The sequence below is a fragment of the Streptococcus sp. 2020WUSS089 genome (genome assembly GCF_044427405.1).
In the GTDB taxonomy this organism is placed as follows: Bacteria; Bacillota; Bacilli; order Lactobacillales; family Streptococcaceae; genus Streptococcus; species Streptococcus hashimotonensis.
In genome coordinates, this window is sequence record NZ_JAOTGD010000002.1 from 159805 (window position 1) to 175758 (window position 15954).

At 40.0% G+C, this 15954-nt stretch carries 18 protein-coding genes; 2 read left to right on the forward strand and 16 right to left on the reverse strand.

Going from position 1 to position 15954, the window contains the following annotated elements:
• Positions 1–271: 271 nt before the first annotated feature.
• Positions 272–1171 carry a cation transporter gene (locus tag ODU46_RS03195; protein ID WP_114866662.1) on the forward strand — a complete coding sequence of 300 codons (900 nt, stop codon included), beginning with the start codon at positions 272–274 and terminating at the stop codon, positions 1169–1171.
• 16 nt (positions 1172–1187) lie between these two features.
• Here the strand turns inward: ODU46_RS03195 and ODU46_RS03200 are convergent, their stop codons facing one another.
• From ODU46_RS03200 to tmk, 9 genes are all read right to left on the reverse strand, one after another.
• A complete protein-coding gene (locus ODU46_RS03200; RefSeq protein ID WP_002935368.1) occupies positions 1188–1541 on the reverse strand; it encodes an arsenate reductase family protein in 354 nt (117 codons plus the stop codon).
• Positions 1525–2031 carry a methylated-DNA--[protein]-cysteine S-methyltransferase gene (locus ODU46_RS03205; RefSeq protein ID WP_114866663.1) on the reverse strand — a complete coding sequence of 169 codons (507 nt, stop codon included), beginning with the start codon at positions 2029–2031 and terminating at the stop codon, positions 1525–1527. The genes ODU46_RS03200 and ODU46_RS03205 overlap by 17 nt, the downstream gene beginning before the upstream one ends.
• Positions 2032–2033: 2 nt before the next feature.
• Positions 2034–3215, reverse strand: a complete 1182-nt coding sequence (locus tag ODU46_RS03210) for a phosphoglycerate dehydrogenase (RefSeq protein ID WP_014638089.1) — start codon at positions 3213–3215, stop codon at positions 2034–2036.
• A gap of 53 nt (positions 3216–3268) precedes the next feature.
• On the reverse strand, positions 3269–3826 hold the full coding sequence (locus tag ODU46_RS03215; protein ID WP_105095471.1) for a GNAT family N-acetyltransferase: 558 nt from the start codon (positions 3824–3826) through the stop codon (positions 3269–3271).
• Complete coding sequence (serC, locus tag ODU46_RS03220) at positions 3826–4917, reverse strand: 3-phosphoserine/phosphohydroxythreonine transaminase (protein ID WP_015646952.1); 1092 nt, start codon at positions 4915–4917, stop codon at positions 3826–3828. The genes ODU46_RS03215 and serC overlap by 1 nt, the downstream gene beginning before the upstream one ends.
• Before the next feature lie 468 nt (positions 4918–5385).
• Positions 5386–6249, reverse strand: a complete 864-nt coding sequence (gene rsmI, locus ODU46_RS03225) for a 16S rRNA (cytidine(1402)-2'-O)-methyltransferase (protein ID WP_114866664.1) — start codon at positions 6247–6249, stop codon at positions 5386–5388.
• Between the two features lies 1 nt (position 6250).
• Positions 6251–6568, reverse strand: coding sequence for a DNA replication initiation control protein YabA (gene yabA / locus ODU46_RS03230; RefSeq protein ID WP_002935361.1), 318 nt, complete (start codon positions 6566–6568; stop codon positions 6251–6253).
• 19 nt (positions 6569–6587) lie between these two features.
• A complete protein-coding gene (locus tag ODU46_RS03235; RefSeq protein ID WP_114866665.1) occupies positions 6588–7472 on the reverse strand; it encodes a DNA polymerase III subunit delta' in 885 nt (294 codons plus the stop codon).
• Positions 7469–8107, reverse strand: coding sequence for a dTMP kinase (tmk, locus tag ODU46_RS03240; protein WP_114866666.1), 639 nt, complete (start codon positions 8105–8107; stop codon positions 7469–7471). Before tmk ends, ODU46_RS03235 begins: the two co-directional genes overlap by 4 nt.
• Positions 8108–8634: 527 nt before the next feature.
• On the opposite strand from tmk, the gene ODU46_RS03245 reads away from it, so the two are divergent.
• Positions 8635–9501, forward strand: a complete 867-nt coding sequence (locus tag ODU46_RS03245; protein WP_002935357.1) for a YitT family protein — start codon at positions 8635–8637, stop codon at positions 9499–9501.
• A 37-nt stretch (positions 9502–9538) separates the two neighbouring features.
• Here the strand turns inward: ODU46_RS03245 and ODU46_RS03250 are convergent, their stop codons facing one another.
• The 7 genes from ODU46_RS03250 to ODU46_RS03280 form a co-directional block, all read right to left on the reverse strand.
• Complete coding sequence (locus ODU46_RS03250; protein ID WP_167786913.1) at positions 9539–10810, reverse strand: toxic anion resistance protein; 1272 nt, start codon at positions 10808–10810, stop codon at positions 9539–9541.
• 5 nt (positions 10811–10815) lie between these two features.
• Positions 10816–11643 (reverse strand): hypothetical protein, encoded by an 828-nt coding sequence (locus ODU46_RS03255; RefSeq protein ID WP_044671605.1) that lies wholly within the window; start codon positions 11641–11643, stop codon positions 10816–10818.
• Positions 11644–11736: 93 nt separating this feature from the next.
• Entirely contained in the window at positions 11737–12393 is a 657-nt protein-coding gene (locus ODU46_RS03260) for a CBS domain-containing protein (RefSeq protein ID WP_002935353.1), read from the reverse strand.
• Between the two features lie 83 nt (positions 12394–12476).
• Complete coding sequence (locus ODU46_RS03265; protein ID WP_105115674.1) at positions 12477–13232, reverse strand: epoxyqueuosine reductase QueH; 756 nt, start codon at positions 13230–13232, stop codon at positions 12477–12479.
• A 300-nt stretch (positions 13233–13532) separates the two neighbouring features.
• On the reverse strand, positions 13533–14243 hold the full coding sequence (locus ODU46_RS03270) for an ABC transporter ATP-binding protein (protein ID WP_002937288.1): 711 nt from the start codon (positions 14241–14243) through the stop codon (positions 13533–13535).
• Entirely contained in the window at positions 14243–15007 is a 765-nt protein-coding gene (locus tag ODU46_RS03275; RefSeq protein WP_002937291.1) for an ABC transporter ATP-binding protein, read from the reverse strand. The genes ODU46_RS03270 and ODU46_RS03275 overlap by 1 nt, the downstream gene beginning before the upstream one ends.
• A complete protein-coding gene (locus tag ODU46_RS03280; protein ID WP_002937293.1) occupies positions 15007–15954 on the reverse strand; it encodes a branched-chain amino acid ABC transporter permease in 948 nt (315 codons plus the stop codon). The genes ODU46_RS03275 and ODU46_RS03280 overlap by 1 nt, the downstream gene beginning before the upstream one ends.

Here is a 15954-nt window from a genome sequence, read left to right on the forward strand (position 1 = left end):
TATTTTGTTTCAAGGTAACAGGCTGAAAGGTTCCACTGGAGCCTTTCACTCATCAAATCAAGTCAACAACGTCTGATTTTGATTTTCGAAGAGTATAACATGATTTCAATTATCAGATAACAGATATTAAAGGCTTAAAACCCGTAGGTCTATTGCAAGGGTTTTAAGCCTTTATTTCTTATCACTCTACCTTGTTTTAATTTGCTTGATTTGAAAGCGATGTCATTTTATGATAAAATAAATATATAGATATACATTAAAAGGAGGGGTTATGGACCATAAAACTATCGAACGCAAATCTCTAACTGTTTCCTCTGTTGTGAACGGTTTATCTGGACTAGCAGGCATTGCCGTTTATATCATGACTGACCTAAATGCCCTCCTCCTAGACGGAGTCTTTTCTCTAATAGCATTTATTTCGTCCTTAGTTGCAGTTTACATATCGAAAAATAGCCATCGGAAAACCGAGACATTTCCTCAAGGACTGTATTTTCTAGAACCTCTCTACGCTATCATGAAATCTCTCGCAACTCTACTACTCCTTGTATTTGCTGTACTTGAAACTAGCGCGACAGCCTTTGCTTACTTTGTTCATGGAATCGGTCATCAAATGACTACAGGTCCCGTTCTACCTTATACCATAACCATGTTTTTTGTCTGCATGGGGCTTTACCTATACAACCGCCATATGAGTGCCAAAGTCAATCATCTGTCTACTATCATATTAGCAGAAGCAAAAGGCAACCTTATAGACGGACTCATTTCAGGTGCAATTGGAATTGCAATTCTTCTGCTCTATCTTGTTCCTATCAACTCTTGGTTAGGCTTCCTGCATTATACTGGTGACTTCTTTTTGACACTAGCACTAGCAATCATTTCATTTAAGGAACCTTGGAACTTATTAGTGGCATCTTTCAAGGAACTCGCCAACGGAACGATCCATTTCCCTGAAATACATGATTCTATCTATCAGCTATTGGAGCCTTACTTAAAGGAAGATAGCAATGATGTCGAAATCCATATTTTCAAACAAGGCATGAAGATTCGCGTTAAAATCCATCTCCACAATGTCCATCACGAAATTATCCAAAAACTCTTAGAAGATAAGCCTCAGATGCTCTATCTTTTGAAAAAACATCATGAATATATTTCAATAGAATATGCGCTATAATAAACAAAATCTCGGCTTATAAACCGAGATTTTCGTATTTTGTTCGATAGCCAATCTGTAAGATTTTACCATCCTGAATCAGTAGGGGACGCTTAATCAGCATACCATCATTAGCTAGAAGATTAAGTGCCTGCTCCAAGCTAAGACTATCAAACTTATCTTTCAAGCCTAATTCACGATAGCTATTACCAGAAGTATTAAAATACTTTTTCAATTCTAGTCCTGTCGCCTCCATCCAAGCTTTTAGCTCCTCTGCACTAGGCGGTGTTGACTTAATGTCAATAGCTTCAAATTCCAATCCCAAACTCTTCAACTCCGCTTTTGCTGCTCGGCAAGTCGAACATTTTGGATACTCATAAAATAAAATCATCTTTCACCTCAAATTCTGGATTCTCATGTCGCAAGAGCCAGATTTTCTTATCCAGTCCACCTGCATAACCTGTCAACTGTCCTTTCTGATTGAGAACTCGGTGACAAGGAACAATAATAGAATAAGGATTACGCCCAACTGCACCTCCTACTGCCTGACCAGAACGAAGGCCCAGTTGCTGAGCCAGTTGTCCATAGGTAGTCGTCTGACCAATCGGAATCATCTTCAATAATTGCCAGACATGCTCTTGGAAATTTGTTCCCACAGCTTCTAATGGAAGGGTTGAAAAGTCCACCTGATCCCCTGAAAAATACTTGTCAAGCAATCGAGCTGTCTGGTCTAAAATGGGATGGGAGGCTAAAATAGCTTTCTCGTTCAAGCCTCGTTCAAAATATTTTTGCCCTTCAAACCAGACCCCTCTTAATCCCTTATCACTAGCCATTAATGACATGGGCCCAAGTGGACTGTGATAGATTTGTTTATACAGCATGATTAGTTTTTATTCTGAATGACACGCACTTTGACAATTGCATCCGTTGCTTCAAATTTAGCAACCAACTGCTCAATTTTCACTTTATCCGCTTCATCCAAATCAAGTAAAGTATAGGCATAGTCACCTTTAGACTTATTGATGATATTATCGATATTGATTCCCAACTCAGATACAGCCGTTGTAATCGTCGCTACCATATTAGGAATATTCTTATTAATCAAGGTAATACGATACGGTGCATCTAGGAATTGTTTCACATTTGGGAAGTTAACTGAGTTGATAATTTCACCCGTCTCCATAAAACGACGAATGGTCTGACCAGCAGCAATAGCACAGTTGAGCTCTGCTTCCTCTGTTGACCCACCAACGTGCGGAAAGACGATAATGTTGTCCTTGTTGAGCACTTCTTCTGTCCCAAAATCCGTGATATAGTTCTTGATAACTCCTGCCTCAATTGCTTCAAACAAATCAGCATTATTAACCAATTCACCGCGGGCAAAGTTTATCAAGGTTGTTCCTTTTCTCATTTGACCAAAGCTATCCGCATTGAAGAGTCCTCGTGTCTTATCTGTCAAAGGAACATGAACAGTAATGTAATCCGCATTGGTAAAGATTTCTTTCAAGTCATCCACACGTTTGACATGGCTTGAAATGGTCCATGCAGTTTCTACTGATACATAAGGATCGTAACCGAGAACATTCATTCCCAAACGGCGGGCATCGTTGGCAATACGCGCACCAATGGCACCAAGTCCGATAACACCAAGAGTCTTACCTGAAATTTCTGTCCCAGCAAACTGCTTCTTACCTGCTTCAACCTGCTTAGGTACATCATCTCCTGACAATGTATTTGCCCATGCCGTCGCTCCGATATAGTCACGTGCTGACAAAAGGATGGAAGCAATGACTGCCTCTTTTACGGCATTGGCATTGGCACCTGGAGTGTTGAAGACAACAATACCTTTCTCTGTTGCCTCTTCGATTGGAATATTGTTAGTCCCTGCACCTGCACGAGCAATCGCTTTTAGATTTTCAGGAAAATCAAATCCATGCAAATTTTCAGATCGAATAATAAAGGCATCTGGATTTGCTGCATGATCTCCGTCAATCTGGAATTTATTACCTAATTCCTTAAGACCGATTTGATTGATATTGTTAAAAGTACGTACGCTAAATACCATTTATTTTTACCTAAAAAGGCGGAATAGCTACCGCCTTTTCTTTCTTTATTTCATTAATTATTTCCGAGTAACCAACGGTCGTCTTCACTGATTTCCTGGTAAAGACTCCGCTCGCTCTTGTGCTTGATTTTTTGATAGGCTAGACGTTCTCCATCTATTGGGACTTTACCACAATAGACATAGCCTAATTTTTTTAGAATGTGCTGCATTGTCTTATTCTGCTCGTGGGTATCACAGCGGAAATCCGGTCCTTTTTGACCTTCAATTAAACCTTGCAAAAAAGTTTGTATGATTCCTTGACCACGAAATTCGTCAGCTGCTGCAATTCTATGAAATGTTGTATATACAGGATGATTGTGCTGCCATTTTCCTTCATATATGGCTTCATATTCTGCTTCTTGACCACGATGAACGGCAGCATAAGCTGCCACCTTACCGTCCACTAGACCAACATAACCTTGGCCAGAAAGAATATCATCAAAGATATTCTCTTTATTTGGATACTCTCCCTGCCATTGATTAATACCAGAGGTTGCTAGAAACGTACGAGCATCTTCAAGAATATTGACAATAGCCTCCATCTCATTTGGATGTGCTAATCTAATTTCCATTAGGCATTCTCCGCTGCAAATTTTTTCATGAATTCAATCAATTCAACCACACCTTGACGTGGGAAAGCATTATAGAGCGACGCCCGCATCCCACCAACAGAGCGGTGACCTTTGATGTTTTTAAAACCTGCCGCTGTTGCTTCTTTGACAAACTTGGCATCCAATTCCTCACTTGGTGAAACAAAAGGAATGTTGGCTACTGAACGCTCTTCTTTTTTGCGAACAGGATTTGTATAGAAATTAGACTGGTCGATGTAGTCATAAAGCAAACCAGATTTTTCACGGTTGATTTTCTCCATCTCATCGACACCACCAATTTCTTTTACCCATTCAAAGACGAGTTTAGAAATATAGATAGAGTAAGCTGGCGGCGTATTATAAAGAGAGTCATTTTCTGCTTGAATACGGTAGTCCAACATGCTTGAAAGCATTGGTTGATCATTGAGGAAGTCCTCACGAACAATCACCACTGTCACACCAGCAGGACCAATGTTTTTCTGAGCGCCAGCATAAATCATGGCAAAATCTTCAACATTATAGCGAGCTGCTAAGATGTTTGAAGACATATCAGCAATAACTGGCACACCATTGGTGTCAGGAATATCATAAACTGCTGTGCCTTCAATGGTGTTATTTGTTGTCAAATGCACGTAAGCAGCAGTTGGATCAATATCATTTTTATCGAAGGTTGGCAATTCTGCATAGGTAATATCTTCAGTTGATCCAAGCAAAATTGGTTCAAAGGCAATTGTTTTAGACAGCTTCACAGCCTCAGTATAGGCTTTTTTACCCCATGAGCCACCTACAAGATAGTAGGCTTTCTTGCCTTGAGCGAAATTGAGGGGAATCATTGTGAATTCCAAAGAAGCTCCACCTTGCAAGAAAATAACCTTGTAATTATCTGGAATGGCCATCAATTCACGAAGCGTTGCTTCAGCACCTTTTATAATATCATCGAAGTCCTTGGAGCGATGCGACATCTCCAAAACGCTCATTCCCGAACCATTGTAGTCCAAGAATTCAGCTTGGGCGCGTTCAAGTACTGGTTTTGGCAATACTGCAGGACCTGCAGAGAAGTTGTAGATTGTCATAAAATCCCTCCATTAAGTTAGTCTGTTCATTATATCACAAATATTCAGACAATTCCATAAAATATGATTATTTTGTAAAAATATTCGGATTTCTTATATTTATTCTACTTTCTAAAGCTCTTCTTACTTTTAGCCATAAACGAGCCACTTACCTCACAGGGATTTATCAGTTTTCAATGAAAATGTTATGACCAGATTTGACTGTTTGGGGAGTGTCGCCAATTGTTATCTGCATATTAATACTCAATAAAAATCAAAAGTAGCTTAGCGGGGATATAGTTGAAGGCTGGAACTATAGAGAACTGTGTTCGCGTCATTAAGCCGACGATAGAACTCTGTTACTTTCTCATTTCAAGGTAACAGGCTGAAAAGATCCACTGGAGCTTTTCACTCATCAAGGCTCTTGACAACGGATAATTTTGATTTTCAAAGAGTATGAGCTTGCATAAACATACAAAAAACTAGGTCTTAACCTAGTCCATGATATATATCGTATACTTCTTGTTTTTTGAGTTGGTAGCGTTTGGCCACTTCTTTGATAGCCTGATTAGGTTTTATGCCACTTGCAATTTCCCTTTCTACCTCAGCCTTCAAGTCCACTTCGTCAGCAGAAGGATAGACTTCCTCACCAGCACCCTCGACAATAATCAAGCATTCTCCCTTAAGTGGATTTTCTTCCAAATACTCTAGTAATTTGGAAATGCTTCCTCTCTGGTATTCTTCGTATAACTTGGTCAATTCTCGAACAACCGTTACCTGACGATCACCATAAACTGTCAACATATTTTCTAAGGTATCTGCCACACGATATGGAGATTCATAGAAAATTTGCGTCTCAGGATAGGTCTTTTTTTCTTGGAAAAATTCTTTTTGCTGCCCCGCTTTTCTCGGTAAAAATCCATAAAAAATATGTGGCTGGGGTGCCAAACCAGATGCAATCAAGGCTGTAATTCCTGCCGATGCTCCTGGAAGTGCTACAACAGGAATATCTTCCGCAATCGCTGCCCGTACCAGGTCATGACCAGGATCCGAAATGGAAGGCAGGCCTGCATCAGAAACTTGCGCAATGGACTGACCAGATTTGAGCCAATCAATCAAAACTGGAATTTTTTCATGGGCATTGTGTTCATAAAAGGATATTTGCTTGGTTTCTACTTCAAAATGTTTGAGTAGGAGGCCTGTGTTTCTCGTATCTTCCGCTGCAATCATATCCACCTCTTTCAAGGTCTGAACAGCTCGGAATGTCATATCCTGTAAGTTTCCAATAGGCGTTGGCACCAGATATAAAGTCCCAAAACTCGTCTGTCCCTTAAATGATTTTTGTACTTTCATCCTAATCTCGATTCAATAATTCTACACAGAACATACAAGGTTCATCATTATCCCTACGTTGACCATAAGAGAAGGTACAAATATGGAAACCATCTTCGTAAATATTCTCCAAATTCTCCTTACCAAAGTTGGAAGATTTATGGCCTGTCTTATCTTCTTTTTCCAAACGTTCGCGCAACTTGGAATTTTCCAAACGGAGAGTCGTATTTTCATCAATAACTCCCTGTAAATGCTTTTTGATAGCATCCACTTCTGCCAACGTGGTTAGAAGATTCTGCGAAAAATCATCTAGGGCATCAAAAATTTCTTTTTTATCCATTATCTCCCTTTCTTTTATTTTACAGAGTTATGTACTCTAGACTATTTTGTAGACTTACGTTTGCCTGCCACATCTTCTTAGCCTTAAGAACAGCATCCATTTTTTCACGTACGTTTGCCGATTCCATCATTTTCTCAGATAATATCAGACTCAGAAGGTCAAACAAACGTCCCTGCTCAGCTTTTTCCACAGCTAAAGACACTAGGATTCCAACTTGCAAATAAGCACGTGTAGGCTCCACCAAGAGCAAGTCTGTAAATTTCTTTGTCTGTCCCATCAAATCTAAAAAGTTTTTATTTTCTGCTAACTTTTTCGCTTCTTCTTGACTTGAAACCAATTGAGCTAAGAGATTCGCTTGTCTTTTTAACAAGCCCTCCTCTTCTAACATTCGCTCCATGGCCGGAATATTTTTAGGAAAACCTATAATCTGTGTCCGACTCTTGATAGTAGGAAGGACAGCTTCTTCCTGATTGGTCAATAAGAAGATGTGAATGGCTGACTGAGGTTCTTCAATCACTTTTAGCAAAGAGTTGGCTGCGTTAGCATGCATTTTCTCAGCATCACGAATAATGAAAACCTGCTTATTGGATTCAAATCCAGATTGTGAAAAATTCTTAACTAATTCACGTATCGTATCTGTTTTGATAACATTTCCCTGCGGTGCAATAACAGTAAGATCTGAAAACTCATTTGCTTCAATTAGACGACAGGACCGACACTTCTGACAAGGAAGGACGCCTTCTTTCTCCTGACAAAATAACGATTGACTGAGAAAAATTGCCATATCAAAACTAGCAAAGTCACCTGAAAATAGATAGGCATGTGCCAAACGTCTCTGCTCTAAAATTGTCACAAAACGTTGAAATATACTGGGTTGTAAGTTTCTAAGTTCTTCAATCTTCATGTTCTTTCTGCAAACCGTTTCTTAATGACTGAAAGAGCATCTGCAACAACAGCCTCTAGTGGCTGACTGGCATCAATCTTTACCAACCGATCTGGTTCCTGCTCTAAAATACTAAGATAGCCTTGACGCACCCGTCTATGCATATCTGCTTTTTCCATATCCAAGCGATCCACATCACGGTCAGCATTGCGGGCAATTCGAGCCAGCCCCTCTTCTGTATCAATATCAAAATAGAGAGTTAAATCTGGTTTTAAACCATCTGTTGCAAACTGGTTGAGCCAATGAATGTCATCTATATCCAAACCCCGTCCAAATCCTTGATAGGCAATAGAGGAATCGATAAAACGATCAATCAAGAGCAATTTCCCCTGTGCCAAGGGAGGGAGAATCTTTTCTTTCAAATGCTGACGTCGTGCTGCAATGAACAATAACAGCTCCGTCTTATCATCCATCGCTGTATTTGCAGGATTCAGAATAATATTGCGAATTTCTTCTGCAATAGCCACTCCACCTGGCTCTCTAGTTGTGACTACTTCTGGCCCCAATTCCTGCAAGGCTGGCAATAACTGTTGCAATACAGTTGTTTTTCCAGCTCCATCTGGGCCTTCAAATGTAATAAAAAAACCGTTTCTCATCTTTCCCTCGCTCTTAGAACCTGTATGCACAGTTCAGCACTTCCATCTAAGGCTAGTTTTTCAACTAGTCTTCGTTAGTTTTTTTCAAAATACAGTCAGTATTCCCTCAAAAAAACTGCCCTGATTAGCGAAAAACTATCTCTTATAGTCGTTTAGTTTACTTTTAGTACTTGCTCCAACGATCTGAGAGATAGTTGGAGCTATGCGGGGGTGGGAGTAAAATAGTCCAGTGGACTATTTTAGCCCGAGCCAACTGCTTGGAAGTGAGGGGGAACTCTTTTTAGACCAGTCGAGTTCTTTCCCACTCCCGTTTGAACTTGAAAATAAGGAAACGACGCTTCCTCGCTCGTTGAAGTAACAAAAGAGAAACTAAATGACCATATATACAAGCATTTCACTTGTGAATACTGGTTCTTAGATATTCATTCCATTTTACCAAAAATTAGTCAAAAAATCACTTGAAAATTGACTTGTTTTTAAGGAGAAAATCTTTTAAAATTGATATATACACATATTCGGAGATGCTTATGGTTCGTTTGAAAAATATTTTACTTATTTTGCTTGGTGCAGGGCTATTTGCCTTTGGGCTAAATTATTTAATCATGCCCAACCGTCTATTCGAGGGTGGCGCGACTGGATTGACGCTGATTATTTACTACCTTTTTCATATTCAACCTTGGATAATGAACATTGTGATTAATATTCCATTGTTCATCCTCGGGTGGAAAATACTCGGAAAGAAGACTCTCTATCTCAGTATCTTAGGAACCTTTAGCGTTACCTTTTGGTTGGCCATTTTTGAAAAAATCCATTTTTCAATCAATCTACAACAGGATTTGATACTCGTTAGTATCCTTGGTGGGATTCTTATGGGACTAGGATTAGGAACCATCTTCCGTGCTGGCGGAACGACTGGGGGAAGCGATATTATTGCTCGTATCGGTCATAAATTCCTACCTTACTCCATTGGACAAATCATTCTTGCAGTTGATATCCTCATCCTAACTCTGATTGTTATTGTTTTTAAAGACCTCCGAACAGTTCTATATACTTTAATGATGGTTGCTATTGCTTCCAAGGTTATTGATTTTGTCACGGAGGGCGGATATGGTAGCAAGGGAGTTATGATTGTTTCCCAAAAATCTGACCAATTGGCTCAGGCTATTGATTGTGAAATCGAGCGTGGTGTCACCTTTATCAAAGCACAAGGTTTCTACAGCAAAGCCGATGTCAACATGATTTACTCAGTCATATATAAGAGCCAGCTCCAAGAGATGAAGGAGCTTATTCATCGCATTGACCCCCATGCATTTATCACCATTACAGACGCACATGAAGTACTCGGTGAGGGCTTTACTTTAGATCGAGATAAAAAACCAATAGAACGCCATTAAATAAAACCTGCAGTTTCGCTGAACTGCAGGTTTTATATTATGGATTGGTTTCAAGTGGTTGCTCTGCCTCAGACTGTGCTTCTTTTCCTTGCTCCAGCAAAGCAGCAATGATTCTTTGATCGCGTAGCTTAACAGAATCATTGATAGTCTCTGCAGATCGTACAATAGCTGCTTCCAACTCCCGACGTTTCTGACGCCCTTCATCAATAGCTGCAATAATGCCATTATTTTGGGCAACCAAACTTTCTGCCAATTTGGTAACAGATGCTACTGAAAGGGTCGGATTCTGTGCTGTGCGTTCCATCATCGGGATGGCTTCTTTTGATGTATCCGCAAGCATTTGAAGGGCAGCATTATTAGCATTGACAATCGCATCTGCCGTCTGGCTAGACTTGATAGATTGTTGTAAGATGCCCAACTGTGCAATGGACAATTTCATTGTTGGAATAGTATTGCGACGTAACATCCCAAGGCGCTGTTTCATATCCGAAGAAACCTTGACCAGATTACGCATCTGCGGTGTCGTTGTCCACGCGACATACAAGCGACTCATATACTCAGAATGTTGTTGTTCGAGGATATTAGCAACCTCTGTTACACGTGCCAACTTCTCAGAAGCTACTTGATAATCGACTGTAGTCGGTACTAAAGTTGCGAGGTTTTCTTGTGCCAATTTTGCACGCTCTGCAGCTTCCTGACCAGTCGCTTCAATAAAGGCGATGACCCCAACCAAATTCTCGATAGACTTGGTATTATTTTCAATCAAAAGCTCTGCAGAAACAATATTGCGTGCCAACACTTCTTCCTGCTTGACCACACTGGCTGCCATGCTATCCATTTTCTTTTCAATGGTCTGCGAATCAAAATAAAATTCCTGCAAATCATTCTTGGTCTGCTTGAACAGACGTTGGAAGAAACCTGGTTTCTTTTCTAATTCAGCAGTTGTGGAAATGTCCTTATACTTAGCCACAAAGCCATTCAATTCACGGTTGGTATTAGCCAAAAGCTCATCCACCTGTGGAATTTCAATCTTCTTCTGTTCTGACAAAATGTGATTGACCGTTGCATTGACTTCTTCTACCGCTTCCTTACCAAAATCCAAGAGGGCATTTTGATTAGCTAAAAAGTTATCCACCAATTGTGGTGCTTTAGCGCGAATGCCTGTCTGTTGTTCTGGGGTCAATTGAGCCAAGAAAGAAACTTTTGAATTATCTCCAGTCGGAGTCGCTTGAATAAGCTCTGTTGTCTTATCTTTGGTTGATAAACTATTATTAGCAATCTGATCAATATCGAAATTAAATCCTGACATCTTCTCTATTCCTCTTCTCTTTTCATCATACGCAGACTGACTTCAAAATCTTTCATATCAGCTTCGTTAAATTGTTTGATGGTATCATCCAAATCCTTATCAAAAATTTCCATGGCTGATTTTGCCTGCACCAATCGTTCTTCTGCGTTGAAATAATCTTTCGGTGATTTTTTGATTTTCAAATAGCCCTGTAAAATATCGTTAAACCGATTCATATTAGCCTCATGGATAGCTGTCAATTCTTCCCGCTTATCTGTCGCCTTTTCCAGCTTTTCAAGAATAACAAGATTGTCTCTTTGAATATTACAATAGGTTTCTAGAATTTCAGGAGCTAAATCCGCTATCATGCCTTGTTCATCCATCACAGCATTACCACCAGTAGAAACCTGTGTGTCAGTATTTTCTTCTGTTTTAGCTTCTGGCAGTTTTAAATGATATTTTAGTTGCAAGGTATCTACAACTTCTTTACTTTCATATCCATTCAGATATTTTCCAACTTTTTGATAGAGCTGATCTAATTCAAATAATTGTCCTAACAGTCTGCTTCGCAACTGTAACACAACCTTATCCTCACCCTTTTCCACCAAGAGCTCTTGATGCTTTTCATAGCCCGAACGAATAGATAGCGCTAATACCTGCAAGCGTTTTATAGAATCTCTATTCAAAAAACGCTGGATAGCCTCTCTCTTGTAAAAATAGCCAATTAAGAGTCCAATGGGCAATAAGATATACCAGAAACTCATGACAAAACCGATTGCCAATAAAACAAGGAGGGCCACAAGTCCTGAATTATTTTTACCATATTTCTTATACTTTTTATATTTGTGCCCCATAGAGCCTCCTCATACGTGATATACTTTATTATATCACATTCCCCTAAAATACTAGAATGATAGCTAAAGAAAAAAACCGAGAAATCTCGGTTTTTAAATATTTTTAGCAACAGTCGGAACCAAACTATCCACTTGGATACCTGCACCCTCGAAAAGAGTTCGAACTTCTTCAACATCAACTTTTCCGTCAATCTGCACTTCGATAACAACTTTTCCAGACTTGGTAGCAAGTTGCACAGTAGACACGATATTATAATCCTTATCTGCCACCAATCGAATAATTTTTTCTAACTCCCCTGCCTTATTTTCAACAAGGAACCGAGCGCGTACTCCTTCTTCTCCATAACCTGAGACATGAAGAAAAGCTGCAAAAATATCACGATCAGTAATGACCCCATACAGTTGACCGTTATCAACAACTGGAAGAATCCCCACTTTGTTTTTATACATGAGATAAGCAGCATCTTCAAGGCTAGCATAACCTGAGACTGTGATAACATTCTTAATCATCACATCCTTGACCTTAGTCTTATTCAAAAGGTAGTTCATCTCGTAAATAGATAGGCTAGTTGCTTTCGATGGACTAGCTTCTGCGATCGTTCCCTCAGTGACCAAACCAACCAACTTATCATTTTCAATAACAGGCAGACGGTGCAAATCCTGTTCACGCATAATATCTGCAGCGTGTGCAATGGTTGTATCTGGTGAAATATAAACAACTTTACGGGTCATAAAATCTTTAACAGACATAGGACTTCCTCCTTTGGTAAATCATACTTTATTATACCACAAATCCGAAAACGATTTCAATATTTAATGAAAAGAAATGAAAATCAATTCTTATCCAGTACCTTGAAAGGGATATGTGAATAATCTCTGTGCGTTTTTAAAAATTCCAAGGCTTCTTTTTTTACCTGTACGAGATTGACACCTTGGGCATTGGCCCCATAGACACAGCCACAATAGCACTGGCGATAAATGTCATACTCTTCACACATTTGAACTGAACGCTGATAGCCTCCATTTTTCTTAAAGTCACTCGGAAGATACTGGGTATCGTATAATTTCTGCACCTCAATCCCAACAGCATTGATGGTCTGCGAATTCTTATGTGGACTGATTGTCAAAGCCGAACCAAAATAGTCAAAACCAAGCTCAACTGCCTTCTCCGCAGTCTTATCCAACCGATAATCATAGCAAACCTTACACCGATCTCCTCCCTCTGGCTCATTGGCTAGATGCTGAGTTTTCTTGAAAAATTCCTGAGGGCTATAGTCAGCTTCTAGGTAGCCTACCGACTGTCCAGTTTTCTGATTAAATTCTTTGACAAACTGGGCCGTCACGGCTGCCCGCCGCTGGTACTCCGCCTTTGGATGAATATTGGAATTCGCAAAATAGATGGTTACATCTGCATATTGAGTCAAGTACTCCAATGTATAGGTCGAACATGGTGCACAACAGACATGCATGAGAATTTTCGGTCGAAACCCCGCTTCCTGCCACGTGCTTGCCATTTTTTGAAACACTTTATCATAGTTAACCTTTTGATTCGGTGATAGAGTCGATAAAATCTCTTCAACTTTAATCATACAAACCTCCAAATATACATTCATTATACTATATTTGAAGACCACTGCATAGACAGTAATAACATGAGAGAAGGCTCCCCATTTCCAACCTAAAAAGGTCCCCCGGACATTGATATAAAGAAAAACGCCTGCCGGCATCTCTCATCTCCAACTTAAAACGTGGGGTAACCCACTTATAAAGAAAACCGCTTACCAGCGGTTCTCATTTCCAACCTAAAAAGGTCCCCCGGACCCTGATATAAAGAAAAACGCCTGCCGGCGTTTCCTATTTCCAACTTAAAACGTGGGGTAACCCACGTTTTAACCACCCAGATATGCTTTTTTGACTTCTTCTGATGCGAGGAGTTCTTTTCCTGTTCCTGAGAGGACAACTTTTCCTGTTTCTAGAACATAGCCACGATCTGCAATAGCGAGAGCTTTGTTGGCATTTTGCTCAATCAAGAGGACAGTTGTTCCTTGTTTTTGGATATCTTGGATGATATCAAAAATTTCTTGAATGAAGATTGGAGCCAAGCCCATTGATGGTTCATCAAGGAGCAAGAGCTTTGGTTGGCTCATTAGGGCACGTCCCATGGCCAACATCTGTTGCTCACCACCTGAAAGGGTAGCTGCATCCTGGTTTTTACGTTCTTCCAAACGTGGAAAACGAGCAAAGATTTTTTTCAAGTTTGCTTGGTTTTCTTCACGATTGTTACGAAGGAAGGCACCCATTTCCAAGTTTTCCATAACTGTCAAGCCTGCAAAAACATGACGACCTTCTGGAACTTGTGATAAACCGTCTGCTACGATTTTACGTGCAGGAACTTTTTGAATCTCATTTCCAAGGAAAGAAATCGTCCCAGCTGATGGACGAACAAGTCCTGAAATAGTACGAAGGATAGAGGTTTTACCAGCACCATTAGCGCCGATAAGTGTTACAACTTCACCTTCATTAACCTCAAAGCTAACATCTTTAACAGCTTCGATAACACCGTAGTTCACGGAAAGATTTTTTACTTCTAACATTGCCATTAAGCTTCACCTCCAAGGTAGGCTTCAATTACACGCTTGTTATTACGAATTTCTTCTGGTGTACCATGGGCAATCAAACGACCGTACTCCAATACGTATATACGCTCCGTCACTTCCATAACTAAGCTCATATCGTGTTCGATCAAGATGATAGTAATGCCAAATTCTTCTTTGATCTTACGGATAAGTTGGGTCAATTCTGCCGTTTCTTGTGGGTTCATACCAGCTGCTGGTTCATCCAAGAAAAGAATTTTTGGTTCAGTCGCAAGGGCACGAACGATTTCCAAACGTCGTTGTTGCCCGTAAGGAAGGTTTTTAGCTAATGTATCTGCATCTCCATCCAAATCGAAGATTTTCAAAAGTTCAATCGCTTTTGTTTTCAACGCTTCTTCATTCTTATAGAATGCTGGAAGACGGAAGAAACTTGCAAATACTTCTGATTTACCATGGTTGCCAAGACCAATCAAAACATTTTCCAAAACGGTCATATTTTTGAACAAACGAATGTTCTGGAAAGTACGACCAAGACCAAGCGAAGCAATTTTTGATGGTGCTTTACCGTTCAAAATAGTCCCTGCAAGAGAAATTGTCCCCTCGCTTGGCTCATAAACACCTGTCAAGAGGTTGAAAAGAGTCGTTTTACCAGCACCATTTGGACCGATAAGACCAACCAATTCCCCTTCATGAAGTTCCATGGTCACGTCACCAACGGCAGTCAGGCCACCGAAGTTCTTGGTTAAATCTTTTACTTCAAGTAATGCCATTACTTAACCTCCTTCTTCTTGAGTAGAGCTGCTACGCTGAATTCCTTAGTTCCCAAAAGACCTCCTGGACGGAAAATCATCAAGAGAATAAGAGCTAATGAATAGATAATCATTGAAATATCAGAGTAACTCTTGAGGAATACGTTCAAAATACCAAGTACAATGGCTGCTACAAAGGTACCTGTGATAGAGCCCAAACCACCCAATACAATGATAATCAAAACGTTAACGGAGGTCATAAAGGCAAAGTCTTTCGGAACAATTGTCCCAACATATCCTGCATGGAGACCACCTGCAATGGCTGCCGTCATGGCACCAAATACAAAGGCTGAAACTTTCACAAATGTTGGATTGACACCTACAGATTCTGCCGCAATTTCATCCTCACGAACAGAAATTGTAGCACGTCCCATCGGACTGCGCAAAAAGTTAACTGTCACCAAGGTTGTGATGATTACAAAAATATAAACTAAAGGCCAGCTTGTAAAGAGTGGAATAGACATAATACCTGCTGCACCATTCGTTACACTACCACCATTGATAATTAAAATACGAATAATCTCTGCAACACCAAGAGTCGCAATTGCAAGGTAGTCACCTTTCAAACGAAGGGTTGGAATACCAACTAAAAGAGCTACTGCACCTGAGATTAACATCCCAACAATCAAGGCGATAGCAAATCCACCATAAGTTGGCATCATTTTCCCAAGAATACCTACTGCATAAGCACCAATAGCCATAAAACCAGCATGACCAAGTGAAAATTGACCCGAGAAACCAACAATCAAGTTTAAACCAACTGCCAAGATAATTTGAATACCAATTTGCTGAACAATCTGGATGTAATAAAAATTCAGAATCCCTGCTGATACAAGACCTTGAATAAGTCCAAAACCAGCCAATAAGATAGCCAACCAAATCGCATTAACTTTTAAATTTTGCTTCAT